The organism is Vibrio sp. D54 (assembly GCF_021728075.1).
Taxonomy (GTDB): Bacteria; Pseudomonadota; Gammaproteobacteria; order Enterobacterales; family Vibrionaceae; genus Vibrio; species Vibrio alginolyticus.
The window spans coordinates 140,501-159,185 of the sequence record NZ_JAKKCS010000001.1; the positions used below are offsets into that span (position 1 = coordinate 140,501).

At 44.8% G+C, this 18,685-nt stretch carries 20 protein-coding genes; 10 read left to right on the top strand and 10 right to left on the bottom strand.

What is annotated here, in order from left to right:
• Window positions 1-23: 23 nt before the first annotated feature.
• The gene (putP, locus tag L3V37_RS00670) at window positions 24-1,517 is read left to right on the top strand and encodes a sodium/proline symporter PutP (RefSeq protein WP_005374582.1); all 1,494 of its coding nucleotides are present in this window, start codon (window positions 24-26) and stop codon (window positions 1,515-1,517) included.
• A gap of 124 nt (window positions 1,518-1,641) precedes the next feature.
• On the opposite strand, the gene L3V37_RS00675 is transcribed toward putP, so the two are convergent.
• A complete protein-coding gene (locus L3V37_RS00675) occupies window positions 1,642-2,175 on the bottom strand; it encodes a GNAT family N-acetyltransferase (protein WP_042522265.1) in 534 nt (177 codons plus the stop codon).
• Between the two features lie 148 nt (window positions 2,176-2,323).
• Between L3V37_RS00675 and L3V37_RS00680 the strand changes: the two genes are divergently transcribed.
• Window positions 2,324-2,563 carry an RNA-binding protein gene (locus tag L3V37_RS00680; RefSeq protein WP_005374587.1) on the top strand — a complete coding sequence of 80 codons (240 nt, stop codon included), beginning with the start codon at window positions 2,324-2,326 and terminating at the stop codon, window positions 2,561-2,563.
• A 90-nt stretch (window positions 2,564-2,653) separates the two neighbouring features.
• Here the strand turns inward: L3V37_RS00680 and L3V37_RS00685 are convergent, their stop codons facing one another.
• Together L3V37_RS00685 and L3V37_RS00690 are read right to left on the bottom strand one after the other, a co-directional pair.
• A complete protein-coding gene (locus tag L3V37_RS00685; RefSeq protein WP_130545662.1) occupies window positions 2,654-3,088 on the bottom strand; it encodes a hypothetical protein in 435 nt (144 codons plus the stop codon).
• Window positions 3,089-3,106: 18 nt separating this feature from the next.
• Entirely contained in the window at window positions 3,107-3,640 is a 534-nt protein-coding gene (locus tag L3V37_RS00690; RefSeq protein WP_130545663.1) for a GNAT family N-acetyltransferase, read from the bottom strand.
• A gap of 358 nt (window positions 3,641-3,998) precedes the next feature.
• Between L3V37_RS00690 and L3V37_RS00695 the strand changes: the two genes are divergently transcribed.
• A complete protein-coding gene (locus L3V37_RS00695) occupies window positions 3,999-4,247 on the top strand; it encodes a hypothetical protein (protein WP_130545664.1) in 249 nt (82 codons plus the stop codon).
• 292 nt (window positions 4,248-4,539) lie between these two features.
• Entirely contained in the window at window positions 4,540-5,016 is a 477-nt protein-coding gene (locus tag L3V37_RS00700; protein WP_005374595.1) for an Lrp/AsnC family transcriptional regulator, read from the top strand.
• A 103-nt stretch (window positions 5,017-5,119) separates the two neighbouring features.
• Here L3V37_RS00700 and L3V37_RS00705 read toward each other — a convergent pair whose 3' ends face one another.
• Both L3V37_RS00705 and L3V37_RS00710 read right to left on the bottom strand, forming a co-directional pair.
• Window positions 5,120-5,827: a DUF445 domain-containing protein gene (locus L3V37_RS00705; protein ID WP_005374596.1), complete on the bottom strand. Its 708-nt coding sequence runs from the start codon at window positions 5,825-5,827 to the stop codon at window positions 5,120-5,122.
• Window positions 5,828-6,418: 591 nt separating this feature from the next.
• Entirely contained in the window at window positions 6,419-8,269 is a 1,851-nt protein-coding gene (locus L3V37_RS00710) for an ABC transporter ATP-binding protein (protein WP_005374597.1), read from the bottom strand.
• A gap of 404 nt (window positions 8,270-8,673) precedes the next feature.
• On the opposite strand from L3V37_RS00710, the gene L3V37_RS00715 reads away from it, so the two are divergent.
• Entirely contained in the window at window positions 8,674-9,675 is a 1,002-nt protein-coding gene (locus L3V37_RS00715) for an arginine deiminase-related protein (RefSeq protein ID WP_237305636.1), read from the top strand.
• Window positions 9,676-9,939: 264 nt separating this feature from the next.
• Entirely contained in the window at window positions 9,940-11,178 is a 1,239-nt protein-coding gene (locus L3V37_RS00720) for a DEAD/DEAH box helicase (protein ID WP_237305637.1), read from the top strand.
• A gap of 65 nt (window positions 11,179-11,243) precedes the next feature.
• Here L3V37_RS00720 and L3V37_RS00725 read toward each other — a convergent pair whose 3' ends face one another.
• Window positions 11,244-11,936 (bottom strand): MOSC domain-containing protein, encoded by a 693-nt coding sequence (locus L3V37_RS00725; protein ID WP_237305638.1) that lies wholly within the window; start codon window positions 11,934-11,936, stop codon window positions 11,244-11,246.
• A 111-nt stretch (window positions 11,937-12,047) separates the two neighbouring features.
• On the opposite strand from L3V37_RS00725, the gene L3V37_RS00730 reads away from it, so the two are divergent.
• Window positions 12,048-12,863, top strand: a complete 816-nt coding sequence (locus L3V37_RS00730) for a helix-turn-helix transcriptional regulator (protein WP_237305770.1) — start codon at window positions 12,048-12,050, stop codon at window positions 12,861-12,863.
• An 88-nt stretch (window positions 12,864-12,951) separates the two neighbouring features.
• Entirely contained in the window at window positions 12,952-13,944 is a 993-nt protein-coding gene (locus L3V37_RS00735; RefSeq protein ID WP_237305639.1) for a zinc-dependent alcohol dehydrogenase family protein, read from the top strand.
• 73 nt (window positions 13,945-14,017) lie between these two features.
• On the opposite strand, the gene L3V37_RS00740 is transcribed toward L3V37_RS00735, so the two are convergent.
• From L3V37_RS00740 to L3V37_RS00750, 3 genes are all read right to left on the bottom strand, one after another.
• On the bottom strand, window positions 14,018-14,713 hold the full coding sequence (locus L3V37_RS00740; protein WP_005383527.1) for a VC0807 family protein: 696 nt from the start codon (window positions 14,711-14,713) through the stop codon (window positions 14,018-14,020).
• 166 nt (window positions 14,714-14,879) lie between these two features.
• The gene (locus L3V37_RS00745; RefSeq protein ID WP_346014758.1) at window positions 14,880-15,410 is read right to left on the bottom strand and encodes a sigma-70 family RNA polymerase sigma factor; all 531 of its coding nucleotides are present in this window, start codon (window positions 15,408-15,410) and stop codon (window positions 14,880-14,882) included.
• A 120-nt stretch (window positions 15,411-15,530) separates the two neighbouring features.
• Window positions 15,531-16,217 (bottom strand): DJ-1/PfpI family protein, encoded by a 687-nt coding sequence (locus tag L3V37_RS00750; RefSeq protein WP_064355013.1) that lies wholly within the window; start codon window positions 16,215-16,217, stop codon window positions 15,531-15,533.
• Between the two features lie 126 nt (window positions 16,218-16,343).
• On the opposite strand from L3V37_RS00750, the gene L3V37_RS00755 reads away from it, so the two are divergent.
• On the top strand, window positions 16,344-17,300 hold the full coding sequence (locus tag L3V37_RS00755) for a LysR family transcriptional regulator (protein WP_017820076.1): 957 nt from the start codon (window positions 16,344-16,346) through the stop codon (window positions 17,298-17,300).
• A 127-nt stretch (window positions 17,301-17,427) separates the two neighbouring features.
• Window positions 17,428-17,967 (top strand): CAP domain-containing protein, encoded by a 540-nt coding sequence (locus L3V37_RS00760; RefSeq protein WP_237305641.1) that lies wholly within the window; start codon window positions 17,428-17,430, stop codon window positions 17,965-17,967.
• Window positions 17,968-18,044: 77 nt separating this feature from the next.
• Here the strand turns inward: L3V37_RS00760 and L3V37_RS00765 are convergent, their stop codons facing one another.
• Window positions 18,045-18,464 (bottom strand): VOC family protein, encoded by a 420-nt coding sequence (locus L3V37_RS00765; RefSeq protein ID WP_054578593.1) that lies wholly within the window; start codon window positions 18,462-18,464, stop codon window positions 18,045-18,047.
• Between the last annotated feature and the right edge of the window lie 221 nt (window positions 18,465-18,685).

Sequence of the window (18,685 nt, forward strand, 5' to 3'; positions counted from 1 at the left end):
ATAATTATAACGAGGACTATCTAATGATAGAAAATAGCTTTGCTATCACGTCCACTTTTGTGGCGTATTTACTGATTATGGTTGCTATTGGCGTTTACGCGTATAAGAGGACTTCCAATTCATCTGACTACTTCCTAGGTGGCCGTAGCCTAGGTCCGTGGCCTGCTGCATTATCTGCAGGTGCTTCAGACATGAGTGGTTGGTTGCTGCTAGGCTTGCCTGGCTATGCGTACGCTGCGGGTATCGAGGCCTTCTGGTTAGCCGGCGGTCTACTTCTTGGTACATGGGCAAACTGGCTCATCAGTGCAAAACGCCTTCGTACCTACAGTATCCAAACTGACGCGCTAACGTTGCCAGAGTTCCTGTCACGTCGCTTCAACGATAAGTCGAAACTGATTCAGACAATCTCTGCGTTTTTCATTCTTCTATTTTTCCTTTTCTACACCAGCTCAGGTTTGGTCGCAGGGGGCAAACTGTTTGAGACGGTATTCGGTCTAGATTATACCTACGCTGTTATCATCGGTACGGTGTGTGTCGTTTCTTACACATTATTCGGTGGTTTCCTAGCGGTATCTTGGACTGACTTAGTGCAAGGTCTGCTAATGGCGGCTGCGCTAATGATTGTTCCTATAGCGGTAATGGACGGTGGTTTAGGTCAGCTAAGTTCTGATCTACATGACATCAACCCAGAACTTGCAACGCTATGGAATGACGCGAAAGGCGAACCATTATCTGCGATTGCCATTATCTCTCTAGCGGCGTGGGGCCTTGGTTACTTTGGTCAGCCACACATCCTAGCGCGTTTTAAAGCGTCTCGTTCAAACAAAGATCTAACGACTGCACGTCGTATCGCAGTGATTTGGACGGCACTATCTATGGTTGGTGCAATGCTTGTTGGTCTTGTTGGTCTGGTTTGGGTTACGGGTCATCCGGGTACTCAACTAGAAGACGGCGAGAAGATCTTCATGCTATTGGTTAACGCAGTATTCCACCCTGTCGTTGCGGGTATGTTGTTAGCAGCAATCCTAGCGGCGGTAATGAGTACCGCTGACTCACAGCTCCTTGTTTCATCTTCAGCGCTTGCAGAAGATTTCTACAAGCAAGTATTCAAGCCAGAAGCGTCTTCTGAAGAAATCGTAATGATTGGTCGTATCGGTGTTATCGTTATTTCGCTTGTTGCGCTATTCCTAGCGATGACGCCTGATAGCTCAGTACTTGGTCTTGTATCTTACGCTTGGGCTGGTTTTGGTGCGGCATTTGGTCCTGCGGTTGTACTTAGCCTTTACTGGAGCGGTATGAACCGTAACGGCGCGTTAGCAGGTATTCTTGTTGGTGGTATCACTATCGTGGTTTGGAAGCAGCTAACTGGCGGTTGGTTTGATGTGTACGAAATCGTACCGGGCATCATCTTCTCTACGCTTGCTATCATTGTGGTAAGTAAAGCAACGGGTGGTGCTGCGCAAGACGTGTTAGACCAACACCAGTCGTTCGAGAAAAAACTGGTTGAACTAGACTAGTAACTTCCCGTATATGAACATAAAGCCCGCTATTTTAGCGGGCTTTGTTTTATCTGAAACTTAATTAACGTTAATGGTGGTAGCTTGAGATCAAAGCTTAGCATTGCTCGGTTAGATTAGAGTGTTAGTCGCGACGAATTTTGGCGTAAATAACGGTGTTACTCAACTCTCCCGATGTAGTCAGACGTTCGTTTCTGAGCTCTCCTTCGAACTCATAACCACAGCGCTCGGCTACAGCCCGGCTCTTTTGGTTGGTGCTATCAGCATGAATTGCGATTCTCTTGGCGCCCAAGTCATCAAACGCATAGCGCTCAACTTCGAGCACAGCCTCGGCAACATAACCATTGCCAACGGCAGCATTATCTAACCAATAACCTATCTCAAAGGATGGTACGTCGGGATCTCGAATCATCAGGCCGACCGCACCCAGTAAGCGATCGCTTTCCTTTTCAATCATGTAGTAACGCAGCTCTTCTTCGAAGTTTTCAAAGTTTGCGATGGCTTTCTCTGTCCCTTCTATCATCGCTTCTAATGTCAGCACATGAGGCACCCACGGCAGATAGACTTCGAGAGTTTTTTGGCTGCGAACGACAGCTTGATGCGCCTCTTCGGCTCGTTCTAAACAAGCAGGGATGAGTTTGAGACGTTTCGTTTCCATGCCGACTCTCCTATGGGTGAAAAATGAACGGAAAATCATTTAAACAGATGTACTTAGAATGATCTAGTCAACGCCGTCATATTATTCACTTGGTTTGCCAGAGAGAAACTGAGAGAATCGAACCGTTATCAAACCAACTAGGTTCATTATGAAACTTTTAGTAAGAAACTTGGCTCGTCACATGACCGAGCAAGATATCCGCAAATTATTCTCAGCGTACGGCAAAGTAGAACTGTGTTCGCTAGTGCTTGATCAAGACACGGGTTTGTCGAAAGGCTTCGGTTTTGTCATCATGCCGGACGAAGCAGAAGCCATTTCTGCTCTTGAAGCACTGAATTTGACGAACGTAGAAAAAAGCAAAATTCGCGTGAAAGTCGCACAAGACTAACACAGAGAAAAGCCAGCGTAATTGCTGGCTTTTTTGTCTTTCTATTTAGAGACCAAATTGGAAACTTCTGGAATATCCTCTCTTTTTGCTTTAACGACGTTGATCATCAAGCCTCTTTTCAAGTTGTTTCATTAAATCTTTTAACTGCAGAGAATCGAAATTGTCTGAATTCGGCACTTGGTAAGCGTCGTTGACTGTGTAGAGCATCAAACTTTTGCTAGAGAAGAACTCTTTCTGTATTTGGACTTTGACAATGTCATCAAGAGGTAGACGGAAGTAAACCGTTGAGCCCTGGCGGTACTTCAAGGTGTTGGTGCTTGCATCGATATCTAGCGTTTTAGGATTGAACGCGCGGCGCGTGAAGTACGTTGAGAGCAGTTTCAATCCTATTATTGTGAGTGCTACGAGTCCAAACTCGACGATCTTGTCTGCTAGGTAGGAAAAATAGAACAGCGACAACAATACAGTTCCTAGCAAGAAAGGGTTGTTCTTGGGCAGATTTTGTGAAGTTTCATGGATAATCATCCGACATATTCCTCGACTTTATTCAGAAGCGACGAACGTGAGTTGGTAGACACAAACCTTTCGTTCTTTGCCTTGCATGCGCAATGTTTTGTCACCGATGTAAGGGATATTTAGTTTTTGGATCACCGATTTAGAACGCTGATTGTCCACCAAATGCATCACGGTTATTCCGTTTAACTCAAAGTGCATTCGAGCAAATTCGAGTAAGGCTTTGGAGGCCTCGAATGCATAGCCTTTCCCCCAATGTGGCACGCCAACCCAGTAGCCTAATGTACCGTAGCCCTCTTCGATACGCGGTAAACTCACCGCACCAAGTAACTCCCCAGTGTTTCGCAAGGTAATAGCGTACACCACGCCTTGATGCTGCTGATACATCGGTTCGTGCCTATCTATCCATGCTTGCGCCATCGGTCGCTCATAAGGATGAGGGATATTTGCTGTCATGTCGGCAATTCGCTTATCTCCAGCGAGTAAAGCCACTTGTTGGCAGTCATCGATATTGAATGGCCGGAGGACGAGTCTTTCGGTAGTGAGAATCGGTTGTATCGTCATGCATTTCTTCCTTGATGAGACGGCTATAGCTGCTAGCAACTGGTTTGCGGGGTAAATCAAGATAACAAGGCGTCTCGAAAGCTCGATCTAGCCAGCTGTAAAGTTGTCATGCGCCTTACTAAATAATAAGCCCGTACAATTGCTTATGTGTAATGTGTCGTATTATTACACACATAAGCACGTTTGCTCATATTGATGGTGCAAAAGTTGAGGTCTGACCAATGTCTCAGTTTTTTGATACTTTCGTTCAATTTTTTGAAGATAGGGCACAAAAAATTAAAGGAGCTTTTTAATTGTGGAATTATTTTGAACAAAATATGTCAATTGTCAGTAGGACGAAAAAGTAGGGAGAAGAGAAATGCCGGATATATATTGCGCAGCTTGTAGAAAATCAACGCAACATAAAGTGATTATGAAGCGTTGCGAGCCTCAGTCTGTTGAGTCGTTAACAGGCAAAATGGTGAGTTTTACACAGCTGATGGCGAAATTTGTATCAGGTGAACATTATTACGAGATGGAGCCACAATACTACTGCCGTTGTTGTAATCATCGTGCAATTGGAGAGGTTGTTCCACATCCTACACGGCATACATCGGCCGCACTCTAACTCTGAGTGATAGCCATGATTAATGGCTAAATAGGGCGGCGTTGCCCGAACGACATATCTATACAGGCGTGTCATGCGCTTTCAAATTTGCGACTCCGCGGGAGCCGCTAGGTTGCTTTTTCTCTTCATATCACGGTTACTAAGTGAAAGGCAATAATCATAGCTCTTTCCCTCCTTCGTTGTTTTCTAGTTATTCTCTGCTGAATTTCACATGCTGTGCATTTGATGGTTTGCAATTGTTTGAGCAACGATTAATGTGATGCTTTCTAAGTGGTTACAAGGAAGCGGGTTAATGAGTTATCAATTGGACCGGATTGATTTACATATTTTGAGAGTGCTTCATTCGAGAGGCAGAATTCCAGTTGTAGAACTAGCAAAGCTGATTAACTTAACGACTTCTCCATGTTCTGACCGTGTAAAGCGACTAGAAAAAGAAGGGTATATCAATGGTTACCATGCAGAGTTGAATGCGGAAAAGTTGGGGCTGGATGTGCAAGTATTCATCCATATTCGTTTAGACCAAACCAGTTTTTCTATTTTTGAAAAGTTTGCGAAAGCGGTGGAATTGATGCCTGAAATTGAAGAGTGTTACTCGCTCTCTGGAGATTTCGATACCATGATAAAAGTTCGTGTTAAGAGCATGAAAGCGTATCAGGAGTTTATGTCGAGCAAGTTAGGCACGCTTCCGGGCGTGATTCAAACTCGTAGTGAAGTGGTCATAGAAGAACATAAAACGGGATTTGGTGTTAATCCCGAACTCCTTGGTTAGGCGAGGCATGTGTTGAGCCTCCTTATTTAGCGTGGCTTGGTATATTACTTTTTCTCGATTAAAAAAGGAGCCGAAGCTCCTTTTTTAATAAATCGGTGAGCGATTATGCCCCGATAAAGGTACTGATAACGCCAATTAAACCACCAAAAACACCGCCCCAAACGACTAGCCAGCCAAGGTGTTCTTTGATCATCTTTTGCACCATTTCTTTAACTAATGCCGGTGTTAATTCGCTTAAACGTTGATCGATGATACCTTCAATGTTCTGCTTTATCTCATCCATCATTGCAGGAGATTCGAATTGCTCTTTCAGTGCTTCTTTGATGTTATCGCTCTTGCTCAACTCAATGATGGATTCTTGCATCTTTTCGACGAAAGGTTGGCGCATGGGTTGTAGCGCTTCCGAGCCGCCAAACATCGCTAGCATGCCGCCAAATTGAGAGCCTTCAATTACTTCCACTAGGGAATCAAATGCTGGATTTAAATCTACTTTCTCAATTACTGGTTGAAGATCGATGTTCACACCGCCCGCCATTTCTTTATTTAAGAATCGGTCAATGTTCGCTTCAGTAAAAAACTGTTCCATCATCAGGTTTTTGATAGCTAGTTTAAACTCTTCAAATCGCGCGGGGATCACGCCAGAACCGTATAATCCAGGCACTTTCTCAAACAGCATATGGATGGCAAGCCAGTTGGTGATGGCGCCTGAGAACGCAAACAGCCCTGCATACCAAAGATAGTCGTTTTGTAATTGATGACCTCCAGCCATCAAAGCGATAGCGAGGACATTCGTTAGCAAACTTTTGTTCATAGTGACCAGTTATATGTGAATATCGGAATAAATAAGTGGGCCTGATTCTATACCTAAGTCACATTGAGATGCTAGGTTTTGCCGTGATGAGTGACCGTGTTGCGAAGGGATAAAAATGGATGTACAGAAAAACAAAACCCGACAATCATTGTCGGGCCACTGCTTTTTCTTAGAAAAACTAAGATTCTATTTTTAATTTTAGATGCGGTAGATCTTACAACAAAGTTGGCATTTCCATCTTTCAGAGTAGCCAAATAGCTTGTCAGCCCAACTTGGTTTGAGTTGTACGATCTGCATTGAACCACATTTACACATAAGCTAATTACCTTATTGTTAATATAATAACTAAGCCATCTATTGAGTATAGCTGTTTCTCAAAAAGTGAAATGACAAATGAAGACGGCTCAATACTCTGTATTGTGTTCATTGCAATGGATACGCAACGAGGCGGTATATTAGCAGAAAAAGTGTGAGCTTTATCATGGAGAGTGTTTCATATATGAGAAACCACAATGGCTATATGAGCATCTAGCCATGGATTTAAATAAAAAACGGCGCTTAAAGCGCCGTTTTTATTGAGCTTATCACTCGTTAAGAAGCGTGTTGATTGTCTAGTTCTTCAGCGATAAATCCGCCAGTTTGATGCGCCCAAAGCTGGGCGTAAATGCCGTTATTCGCAATGAGTTCTTGATGAGAACCTTGTTCAACGATGCTGCCTTTATCTAGCACGATGAGGCGATCCATTTGTGCGATGGTCGATAATCGGTGAGCGATAGCAATAACCGTTTTCCCTTGCATTAATTCATTCAAGCTTTCCTGAATCGCTGCTTCGACTTCTGAATCTAGAGCCGATGTTGCTTCATCCAATACCAGCAATGGTGCATCTTTGAGTAGCACACGAGATATTGCGATACGCTGACGTTGGCCGCCAGACAGTTTCACACCACGTTCACCAACTTGCGCATCGTATCCGACATTACCAAATGGGTCGGTCAGAGTTTCGATAAACTCATGGGCATGCGCTTGCTTAGTGGCTTTCAGCAAATCTTCTTCTGTCGCATCTGGATTGCCATACAAAATATTGTCTCGAATTGAACGGTGTAGCAGAGAAGTATCTTGGGTCACCATACCGATCTTTGAACGCAAAGAGTCTTGTGTAACTTCTGAGATGTTCTGTCCATCGATCTTAATGCTGCCGTCTTCGACATCGTGGAAACGAAGTAACAAGTTCACCAAAGTCGATTTTCCGGCGCCGGAGCGCCCAACCAAGCCTACTTTCTCTCCTGGTTTGATGTTGAGATCGAGATGGCTAATTACGCCTTTGTTCTCACCGTAATGGAAGCTGACGTTATCAAAGTGAATGCCTCCTTCAGTGACAACCAAGTCTTTTGCGCCTGGTTTATCTTTAATATCAATAGGCTTAGAGAGCGTTTTCATTCCATCGACAACGGTTCCCATGTTTTCAAAGAGGGCGCCAACTTCCCACATTATCCACATCGACATACCGTTTACGCGCAATGCAAGACTAACAGCAATCGCAATCGCGCCAACGCTAATGGCACTATCCAACCACAGGTAAATCGATAAAGCAGCAACGGAAAATACCAAAATATAGTTTGAGATCTCTACAGCGACGTCGAAGCCGGTCACTAGGCGCATTTGACGATAGACCGTATTCAAAAATCCTTTCATGCCTTGCTCGGCATATTGGGTTTCGCGCTGGCTATGAGAAAACAGTTTGACGGTTTGAATATTGGTATAACTGTCTACGATGCGCCCTGTCATTGTCGAACGTGCATCGGCCTGCGCTGAAGCGACGTCTTTGAGCTTAGGGACAAAATAGATTTGGATAGCGATGTAAGCGAGTAACCAGACGATCATTGGGATCATCAAACGCCAGTCTGCCGTCGCTAACATAATGATCATGCTGGTGAAGTAAACCGTAACGTAAACAAACACATCCATAGCTTTCATTACGGTTTCGCGCACAGCTAATGAGGTTTGCATGACTTTCGTTGCGACTCGGCCTGCAAAATCATCTTGATAGAAGTTCAAGCTTTGATTGAGCAAATACCGGTGTGCAAGCCAGCGGATAGACATTGGGTAGTTGCCCAATAACGTTTGATGAACGAGCAACGAGTACAAGATCACCAATATAGGCATGACAACCAGCAATAAGGCTCCGTAGAAAATCAAATCCGATTTGTTGTCTTGTAAGAACGTTTCTGGATTGCTGGTAGACAACCAATCAACCAATTGTCCCATGGCGCCAAACAACATTACCTCAACAACAGCCACAATTGTGGCCATCAAAGACATGATGATCAAAGGCTTTTCATAACCACGAGTGTAATAACGCAGAAAAGCGAACATCCCTGAAGGAGGCTGATCCGGCGTAGATTTGGGGAACGGCTCTGTAAAGCCTTCAAATCGTTTAAACATAACTCATCCTAAAGTTAAAACAATGCCATATGGGGTGGCTAAATCCATCGATTCACGCTGCTTTGGACGAAACCGCGTGTATGAGAGTTTCTTGCCTGCTCCTCGAGAAAGCAGACGGATTGACGAGAGGGGCGAAAAAATAGTCTAACCGATTGTGTTTTAAATGTAACTAGTTGGTTATGGGTGTGGTTGTCTATGGTTCTGATTCTTATGATGAATTCTTAGCATGTTCATCGCGATGCCATAAAACCTTAAACCTGCATAGTGACAATAAAATTTCGGGATAAATAAGCTAAGTGCAGTGAAAATTACTTCTAGATAATTAAATTAATTGTGAAAACAGCAAAACTGAAGTTAACAATAAATTTACAATCTCCTCATTCTAGTGATAAGGAATGTATTGGATGCTATTACACGAATCAGTGACCCAATTTGCTAATGGGAAAGAAGAAAGCACGCAAAGTGCTCAGCGCCAAACCGCAAACTGCGTAGTGATGGTGCCACCGAAAGAGTTTCGTTTTAATGAAGAAACCGCACAAGATAATGAGTTCCAACATAAAGTGTCACTCAGCCAAGAAGAAGTCTCACGTCGAGTAATGGCCGAGTTCGCGAGTATGGTTGCAACGCTGCGTCAAGAGGGCGTTCAAGTTGTTGAGTTTGATTATCCAACTTCAGATGTTGCAACGCCAGACGCGGTATTTCCAAACAATTGGTTTAGCACTACGCCAGATGGCACGTTGTACACCTTTCCAATGGCCTGTGAAAACCGTCAAAAAGAAGTACGTCCCGATGCACTTGTGGCAGCACTAGCGCAAGCAGGGCGAGAAGTTCATCGACGCAGCAGTCTAACTGAATATCTTGACGAGCAAGCGTATTTAGAAAGCACGGGTGTGATGGTGTTTGACCACCTAAATAAAACGGTCTACGCCGCACTCTCACAACGTTGTGATCGTCTGGTTTTAGAAGATTACGCCGATCGTATTGGCTATGAACGAGTGATTTCTTTCCAAACTCGTTTGCCGTCTGGTGCGCCGATTTATCACACCAATGTGATGATGGCGGTTGGCGAACAGTTTTGCGTGATTTGTGACGAAGTGATCCCAGAATTTGAGCGTCGTTTTGTAATGAAGTCACTCGCCAAAGACAAGCAAGTCATCTCAATTTTGCTTGATCAGATGAACCAGTTCTGCGGTAACATTCTGCAACTAGAAACGATCAACGGCGACAAGGTGATTGCGATGTCGCAATCGGCGTACGATGCATTCTCACCTGCACAAAGAAAGCAATTGGCAACGCACGGTAAATTGCTGCCATTCGACGTTTCTACCATAGAATCTATTGGTGGTGGTTCGGTTCGTTGCATGTTGGGTGAAGTGTTCTTACCGAATCGTAAAGCTGTGCTTTAATAAACTGCACATTTCTTTTCAGCCGCAGTGAAAGGCTGACGAAGCGTTCACTTCAAGGGTTTTTAGCCGTTAGCTCTGTGGCAGTACAGACTAACGGCTTTTTTGCGCTTTTTTGTTTTCTGACGATTTGCGTAGGCGCCGCTTGGTTTAAGCGCCTAAAATAGGATGGTTCACCTAACAGATTGTGGTAAAGTCCGCGCCTGCGTTTTACCGCATCTTCATTGTTTTTATTGCCTCTTCAACCAAAAGTACAAGGTTTCGCTAATGCCATTTTCTACTCTCTCATTGAGTTCTGAGCTGATTCACTCACTGCCAAAAGACTTCAAGAAACCGACCGATATTCAAGCGTTGGCCATTCCTGAGCTGTTGGCTGGTCAAGATCTATTGGCTTTGGCAAATACAGGCAGCGGCAAAACCCTTGCTTATGGTTTGCCTTTGTTGGAAAAGCTGGGTGTCAATCCAGAGCAAAAAGCGCTGATTCTTGTGCCAACTCGTGAGCTGGCAATGCAAGTGAGTGAAGCAATTAACCAAGTTGGTCAAGTTCTTGAACTCAACGCAGTGTGTTTGTGTGGCGGCGTTGATAAAGAGCAACAACAGCAGGCGCTAGCGACAAATCCTCATATCCTTGTCGCGACGACTGGTCGTTTGGTTGACCTAGCAAATAATGGCTTGGATTTGAGCAATGTTCATTATCTAGTATTGGATGAAGCGGATCGTCTGTTGGATATGGGCTTTTGGCCTGACGTGCAAAATATTGCGGGGCTGATTTCAAACCAGCGTCATACCGCAATGTTCTCGGCAACGTTTTCAGATGAGTTGAAGGGTAAAGCGAAGCTGCTTATGCAGGCACCAAAGCAAGTTGCAGCGCATCAAGAAAACAGCACCAACCAAGATATTGCTGAAACGCTGTACCTCGTCAACAAAGGCAGTAAAACCAAGGCATTGATTGAACTGATTCAAAAAAACGCGTGGACTAAGGCATTAGTCTTTATTGGTGCGAAAGAGAACGCCGATGGCTTAGCGAAGAAGCTGAATAAAGCGGGCATCTCAACCAATGCGCTGCATGGCAATAAGAGTCAAGATGAGCGAGAAGAAGCACTGGCGCAGTTTAAATCTGGGCAAATTCAGGTGTTGATTGCCACCGATCTACTAGCGCGCGGCATTCACATTGAGCAATTGCCTGTAGTGATCAACTTTGAACTGCCAATGCATGCAGAAACCTATGTTCACCGAGTAGGACGCACCGCTCGCGCAGGCGAACAAGGTGTGGCGGTGTCATTGGTTTGTCATGGTGAAATGGACGCACTAAGCGCGATTCGTCACCTGACTCAACGTGCATTACCAGTGCAAGATCTGGTTGGTTTTCCAGTAACGGATAAGCCATCAACTGGCGAGAGCAAACGCGCGCCACGCGATAAAAAAGCCAACCGTCGAACTCATGCTAAGAAGAGCATTAAGCAGTTCCGAGGTAAGTCGAGACGCCCAGCCCCGAGTGCGAAGTAAACCAAAAAAACACGCTCTGACGGCATAGTCGGTTCAGAGCGTGGCTTAAATTTTACTTTGGGGTGTTAACCCACAGTTGGGCCAACCAAGCGCATTTCCCAATCTTCAACTTCGCCAGTTTCTAGGCGGCGCTCGACCAGCTTGCCCCAAGACTCGACTAACGGCAGCTCAGACAGCTTAGTGAGTTCTTTTCTATCTAAACAGCCAGTGAAAACCGCACCCATGATGCGAGCCAATGGCCATTCTGGATAAGGTCTTTCGCGCAGAATAATATCGTCACCTGCACCGATATCGCCTTCTTCCAGCACTCGGAAATACCAGCCTGTTCGAAGCGTATCTTGCAGTCTTCTCGCCATGTCGTGTTGGTCAAAGCGTACGTTAAGTTTCCAACAAGGCATACGACCTTGCGACACTTCCAGTAGTGTTGAGCCGATGCGAATTTTATCTTTCAAGCAAATCGTGGATTCGGTGACGCCTTCGGAGCTGATGTTTTCGCCAAAGCCGCCGGCGGATTGGAAAATTGGTCTTTCGCCTAATTCTTGTTGCCAGATTGGGTAGTGCTCGCTTGGGTAAATATGAAGCGCTTTTTGAATGCCACCATGAAAGCGCGGATCACCTTGCTCATCACTGGTAAAACCAAGCTCTGTTGCGTGCTGGCGCTCAGGTAGCACTTGTTTGTTGATTGCGCTTTGCGCTCCATGAGCATAAGGGACGGTTTTCCCTGCTAGCACAGCTTTTACGACGCCGATTTTCTTCATATAACCTCCTTATTATTTGAATGAGAGATAAAGTGTTTACCTTCATTCGCGATGCGGAGCATGATAGCCTAGTAAACGTGTGTCGGCATAGGGATGAAAAGACAACTAACAATGCTAACTCGCCAAATTGATTCGAAGTCAGGCGTCGTCACCTCCAATGAGATGATGGCCGCGAATTCCCATTCTCCTGTTTTAGTGAAAACCATCGACATGCCAAAAGGTTACATTGATGCGCTGCATCGACACACTTGGCATCAAATCATCTTTCCTATCAAAGGGTTATTGCAAACACAAACGGAGCATTATCAGCATTTGGTTCCGCACACTTCTGCGTTATTTGTTCCTGCGGGTGTTCAACACGAGTCGATTGCTCTAAGCAATACGATATTTGTTGGCATTTACCTCAACCCTGAGTTTGGCGCAACGTACGAGTCACAAGTGAGAACCATTGCTTTAACGCCGTTTTTAAATGAGCTTTTACAAGAGATCCGCAGACAGTGTGAAGGTGAGACAAGCCACGAAGAAGTGCTGCATTTGCTGGCGGTGTTGCATGATCAAATTTTGAAAAGCAACGTGCAGACATTTCAGTTATTGCTACCACAAGACAGACGACTAAAACTGATTTTCGAGCAGTTGACCGACGAGCCCGCGTTGAGCTGTTCGCTAAAAGAGTGGGGGGAGAAAATTGGGGCGTCTGAGCGTACTTTATCACGGCTGTTCGCCAAGGAATTCAACACTTCATTTCTACTTTGGCGGCAACAAATTCGGCTAATTTACTCGCTTTCTTTGTTAGATGAATCGTTGCCAATCCAAGCCATTGCAGACCTAGTGGGTTATCAAAACGACTCATCCTACATCAAAGCATTTAAAGCCTATTTTGATATGACGCCACAACAGTTTAGAGTGAACGGCGCATCGCGCAGGTAGAAATACAGAGCTTCGACTTCACTTAATGCTTTTGAGTAGAAGTCGCGAAACTTCCTTTTTGAATTTCAATTACATGGTATGAATAACAATGGCACCAACGATAAATACTCGAGTGAATCAACTCTGTTTTGGTCAACCCAAAACGTCGCTGTCGTTGGAAAAAGAGCCCCTCAAACCGCTTGCTCAGGGCAAGGTTCGGGTGCGACTGGAAGCCACCAATATTAACTCAAGTGACTTGCTTTCCATTCATGGTGTTGGGCAATACCGCCGCGTTCACGTACCACCTCGCGTGCCGGGATTTGAAGCGGTTGGGCGTGTGGTGGAAGTCAGTGCAGTTGATCAAACTGACCTTCAAGTTGGGCAAAAAGTGTTGGTGGCGATGAGTGGTACTTGGCAATACTACATAGATGCCTCGCCTGAGAATCTTTTTCCGCTACCTGAGAGTTTGGAGAACGGCTATGCCTGTCAGTTGTACATCAACGCGTTAACCGCGTGGGTGATCACCACTAAAGTAGCTAAGTTGAACAAAGACGATGTGGTGATCATCAATGCAGCAGGGTCAGCGATCGGTAAGATATTTGCCCAGCTCGCCCATTCACTGGGTTTTACACTGATTGCTGTGACTTCAAAGCCAGACGAGTATCCGTACGATACGATTCCAGTATTGGACGCGAAGCAAGACTTACACGCGCAGCTGCAAACGCGCCAACTGCCACAACCAACGGTCGCTCTGGACGCGATAGGTGGTGAGGCTGGCACGGATCTTATTCGTACCTTGAAAGAAAACGGCCAATACATCAACTACGGAACATTGTCGTTAACGCCTTATACGCCTGAGTTTTTTGAATCGATGAAGGCGAACAACATCGACTTTAGTACATTCTTTTTGCGGTATTGGGAAGAATCGGTAGGTAAAGGCGGGAGAAAGACGGTGTTCGCTGAAATGTTAGAACACTTTATTAGCAGCGACATAAAGTTAAACGTTGCATATGATCTGTCGTTAGAGGACTTTCAAACAGCGATTGAAATGGTTGAGCGACGCTCGTCAGCAGTGTCAGGTAAAATCATTTTGACGCTATGATTTACAGTGAGTCTGTTGAGAAAAGGGAGGATAAAATCCTCCCTTTTTTATGGGTTTATTTGTAATGATAGGGCTATTTTAGATGGAAGATTTGCTCTGTTTCGAGCGATGTCATCGCACGTACCTGACGCCAAATGTAATAAAAAATACCGAACATCATCAACATACTTGGGATGGCAATCATTGGGTAACTGTACAGCGTCATTTTTCCTAACTCTTCGTTAAAGGCAGCAGTACCAGAAGGGCTAGTCACAATCCAAGTCGCAAGGAAGTAGTTCATTGCAGATGAGAACGCAAAAGTACTTGCAAACAGGTAGTTAGAAGACATAAGGCAACGTTCGAACGCATCGGTTTTACCATTTTCTTTTAAACGTTGGTTAATCAACGCGAGGTTCAACACAGTGTCATTCAGTACTAACTTCTGCATCAGCGGGTAGCGGGTAAACGTTGAACCCAAAACCGCTAAACCGATCAGGCCAGGAATCAGGGCTTCTTTTAGTGCTAACCAGCGTGTATCAAGCTCTAACAAGCCGATGCCACCAGTTAGTAGAACACTGATAAAGCCCAGAGCAGAAATAAAGTTAAATTTCTTGTTACGGACAAGGTCCATACCGCCATAAATGATAGGAAATAGCAAAGCGACAACCAGCGCCATTGCTGTCCCTAGATGCTCATCGCCACTAAACTTCATCAAAATGAAGGAAGGGATAAATACGTTGAAAAGGATTTCAAATAAGGGATTCGGCTTTTTCGCCGTCGTGTTACTCATAATGTTTTACTGACTCTACTCTATGTCGGCTGTTATTGTACTTTGACAAGAAGTGTTCATCTAGTCGCGCTTGATGTAAAGCGTTAAAGCGTCGAGTTGTGTAACGACTTATGAAATAGACCGGAGCATAGCCAGTTAGTTTACATGGTTGACTACTTTTTGTGTCTTAATGACTCTCCTTCTGTGCGATGATCTGATTACGCGCTCTGAATAATCGAGTCGCCACTGTGTTGTGGTTGAGCCTCAAGGCTTGGGCAATTTCATCATGATTCAACCCAGCCACTAAGCTCAAGAGCAACGGCTCTCGGTATTTGGGTTCGAGAATCATCATTTGTTTTTGAAGCCAATTTTGGGCCATATCGTAGTCACTGCCAGGGTAGGTTTTTGTCTGTATTGCACACTCATCAATGTCGACAAAATCGTACTGTTTTCTATCAAAGCGCCGAGCATTCTCACGACGCAAAATAGTAATGAGCCAAGACTTCGCGGCGTTGGGGTCATTTAATTTATCAAAGAATCGCCACGCTTTCAGAAAGGTTTCTTGCGCTAAATCTTGAGCAAGGTGGTGATCTTTGCATAACCAATACGCGAGACGGTAGATCTCTTGGTATCGCTCTTTCGTCAGTGCTTCGTAACGTTTACGTTTTTCCATAGCATTAAGATAAAAAGTTTGGAGAGCACGTTGTGTCTGCCAGATGAACGACAACCCTTTTTATCGCTTTTACAGTGATAAAAAGGGTTGTTCGATTAGGAAGACAAATTCGAAGAGTTAACCTTCCAAATATCGAAGGGTGACTCTGATTTCTTTCTTACACGCTTAAAATGGTTGGTTGGAAAAGCGTGAGTACTGGATGGCATCTGCGACTTCCTGGGCTTTAGACTCTGAAGTCATAAGGTGAAGTAGCTTAAGAGCAGCTTGATAGCTAACTAGGCTACCGTTCGAAGTGATAACGCCATCATCAATGACAAAATTCTGGTCGACTTGTACTTTGACTGCAGGGTAATCTCTTTGAAAGCCGTTTTCACCTCCGGCCCAAGTTGTTGCTTTTTTGCCGTTTAAAAGGCCAGCTTCGGCTAACAAATACGCGCCAGAGCAATTACTTGCCATCCAATCTGCCGCCTTTGAGGTAGTTTTAATAAAGTGAATGAGATCTTTATTTTCGATTAGTGCATCCATGTCATAGCTAGATGTTAAAACCAATACGTCGAGTTCCGGCAGATCACCAATCCAAGCATCCACACCAATTTTTAATCCTTCTTCAGTGGTGATGGTTTTCTGATCTGAGACGGAAATGGTGAGCACGTCATAATCGCTAAACCAAGTGAGACGACTTGCGACGCCAAAAACCTCTAAAGGCGCAGTAACATCAGAGGTCAGTACGCCATCGTAAACTAGAATACCAATTCGTTTATCTTCGGCATGTGCTGTTTGAAGCACCCCAAAGAATAGGACTAGTGTTGCTATCAATAGTTGTAGTGCATTCTTCAATCCGTTTTTACCCATGGTTTTTTCCTCGCTAACAGAGCATCAAGTTATTGAGGTTCATTATATTTAGGCTAATTAGTGATTGAAGAGCCACTTGGTCTTTACTAAAGTGAATAAAATTCATGAATAGAGTTCATTGGTTATATGGATAAGATACGGTCCCTACGATTTTTTATTGCCACTTTAGATGGCGGTAGTTTTGCTGCGGCTGCCAAAGTGTATGGCACTGACCCTTCGACTGTGAGTAAAGCCATACATCGTCTTGAAAGCGATTTGGGTATACAGCTTTTTCAACGTTCTACGCGACAGAGCCGCCTGACAGAAGCTGGTCGTCGGTACGCAAATACTGCTAGGTTTGTACTGGAAGAGCTGGCGGCATGTGAGGATTCATTAAAAAGTCACAATGATGCGCTTTCAGGGCAGCTTAAGATTAATGTACCAGTCTCGTACGGTCGCCTCTATATTCGTCCTTTATTAAAAGAGTTTTGCCGCCGCTACCCTAACATCACTATCGATATTCATTACGATGACGCCTACGTTGATATTATTGAGCAAGGTATTGATGTGTCGATTCGCTCTGGTGTCGTTCACGATAGTCAATTGATTGTGCGTCAGCTGAGCCCTATCGATTTTATCATTTGTGCCAGTCAGGATTACTTAGCGCGCCATGGTGTCCCGAGTGGCCCGGATGTATTCAATGACCATTCTTGGGTTCGTTTTCGTTTTAAACAAACGGGGAAACTGTTGCCGATTCGGATGCCAGAACCAGACGGTGCGAGTGAATATGACCCCGAAAGAAACTATATTGTAAATGACGGTGAATCCATGGCAGAGCTTTGCGCAGAAGGCTTAGGATTAACTCAGATTCCTCATTTTATCGCGAGAGACTGGCTTAAAGCGGGGCGTTTAGTGCCGATATTTCCGAGCATGCGCCAAGCAGGAAATGGCGTGTATCTTCTCTATGCCAACCGGGAATATGTGCCTGCACGAGTTAGGGTGTTCATCGATTTTATCACTCAAGCAATACAGGATATGGATGAAACGCCATTCCATACTTGGGCTGAAACGTTGCCGATTTATCGACCGAACCAAGGCGATTGAAAACTTCACGTGAGTCTTTGGTTAAAACCCCCTAAGCTATATGGCGCTTTTATTGGTTTTTGTTAGTTTATTGGGCGTTATTATCGAAAAGCGCAGTTTGCTCTTCGTCACTCATAAAGGAAAGACAATGCCAACTAAGATCTTAGTGCCTGCTTTGGCCCTGCTTCTCAGCGCATGTGGCGGCGATGGGGAGTCGTCAGCCTCAGCAGAAAGCGGCTCACAAAACACAGGTTCCACATCGTCACAAGGCACATTTGCCGAGCAGATGCTTGCAGCGGTCAACAGCGCCCGCTCTACTACACAACAGTGTGGTGCAACCACCATGCCACCTGTTGGGGCCCTGACTTGGAGCTACGATTTGGAAAGCGCCGCTTATCGACATTCAAGCGACATGGCGAACAGCGATTTCATGAGCCACACAGGCTCTGATGGCAGCAAGATGTCAGATCGAGTTAACGCAACGGGTTATGCTTGGAGCGCCATTGGTGAGAATGTCGCCGTAGGGCAAAGCACCATTAACGCCGTCGTGAATGCTTGGTTATCGAGTGAAGATCACTGCCTTAATATCATGAGTGCGGATTTTGATCAGATGGGTGCGTCGCTTGTCGAAAATCACTCTGCACGCTACGGGTATTACTGGACTCAGGTTTTTGCCAAACAGCGCTAATGCGATAAAGAAGCCTGATAGATAAAATAAAACGCCAGCAGTCACTATCTGCTGGCGTTTTATTATTTACATCTCTTTTAGCTTGTCAGGTTACGAAGTTTTGGGTCATCCACCAGGTATTCAACAAATTCAATCTCAAAACCGGCAGGGTCAACAAAATACACATTTTTGCGGTATGGTTCATCAGCACCAGGTTGGGCAATCGGATAACCTGCATCGGTTAGTCTTTTGATGATTGCATCGACGTTGTTGGTCACATAAGCAAAATGCGCTAGCCCAACTTGGTGCCCGCTCAACTCGCGGTTTTCTCCTTCGCCATGGTCACTCATGGCTATGTATTGATACTCGTCGCCAAAATGTAGCCAGTTTCTTGGTTTGCCACTCCATTCGCCTTTACCTTCATCACGCACGTACCAATGTGGAAATGCAGTTTGGTAAAACTTCAGCATTTCAGGGATATCTTTCACGACTAAGTTAATATGTTCTAGTTGGATCATGATGTGCTCCTTTTTGTCATTTTCTAGCCAACGATGAATATGCTAAAACCTCAAGTTAAGTTTAGGTAAAGGGCTTTTTTAAAATTTTTTAGGGTTGATATCTTTGGATCTGGATACATTGAGAGATTCGGTGGGTTTGGTGCTTTGAATCTGAGAGCTGGGTTAGGGGCTTGCAACCTTGTTTCAACTTTTGTTTGTTCGTGCTACTCATTTTCGATCGA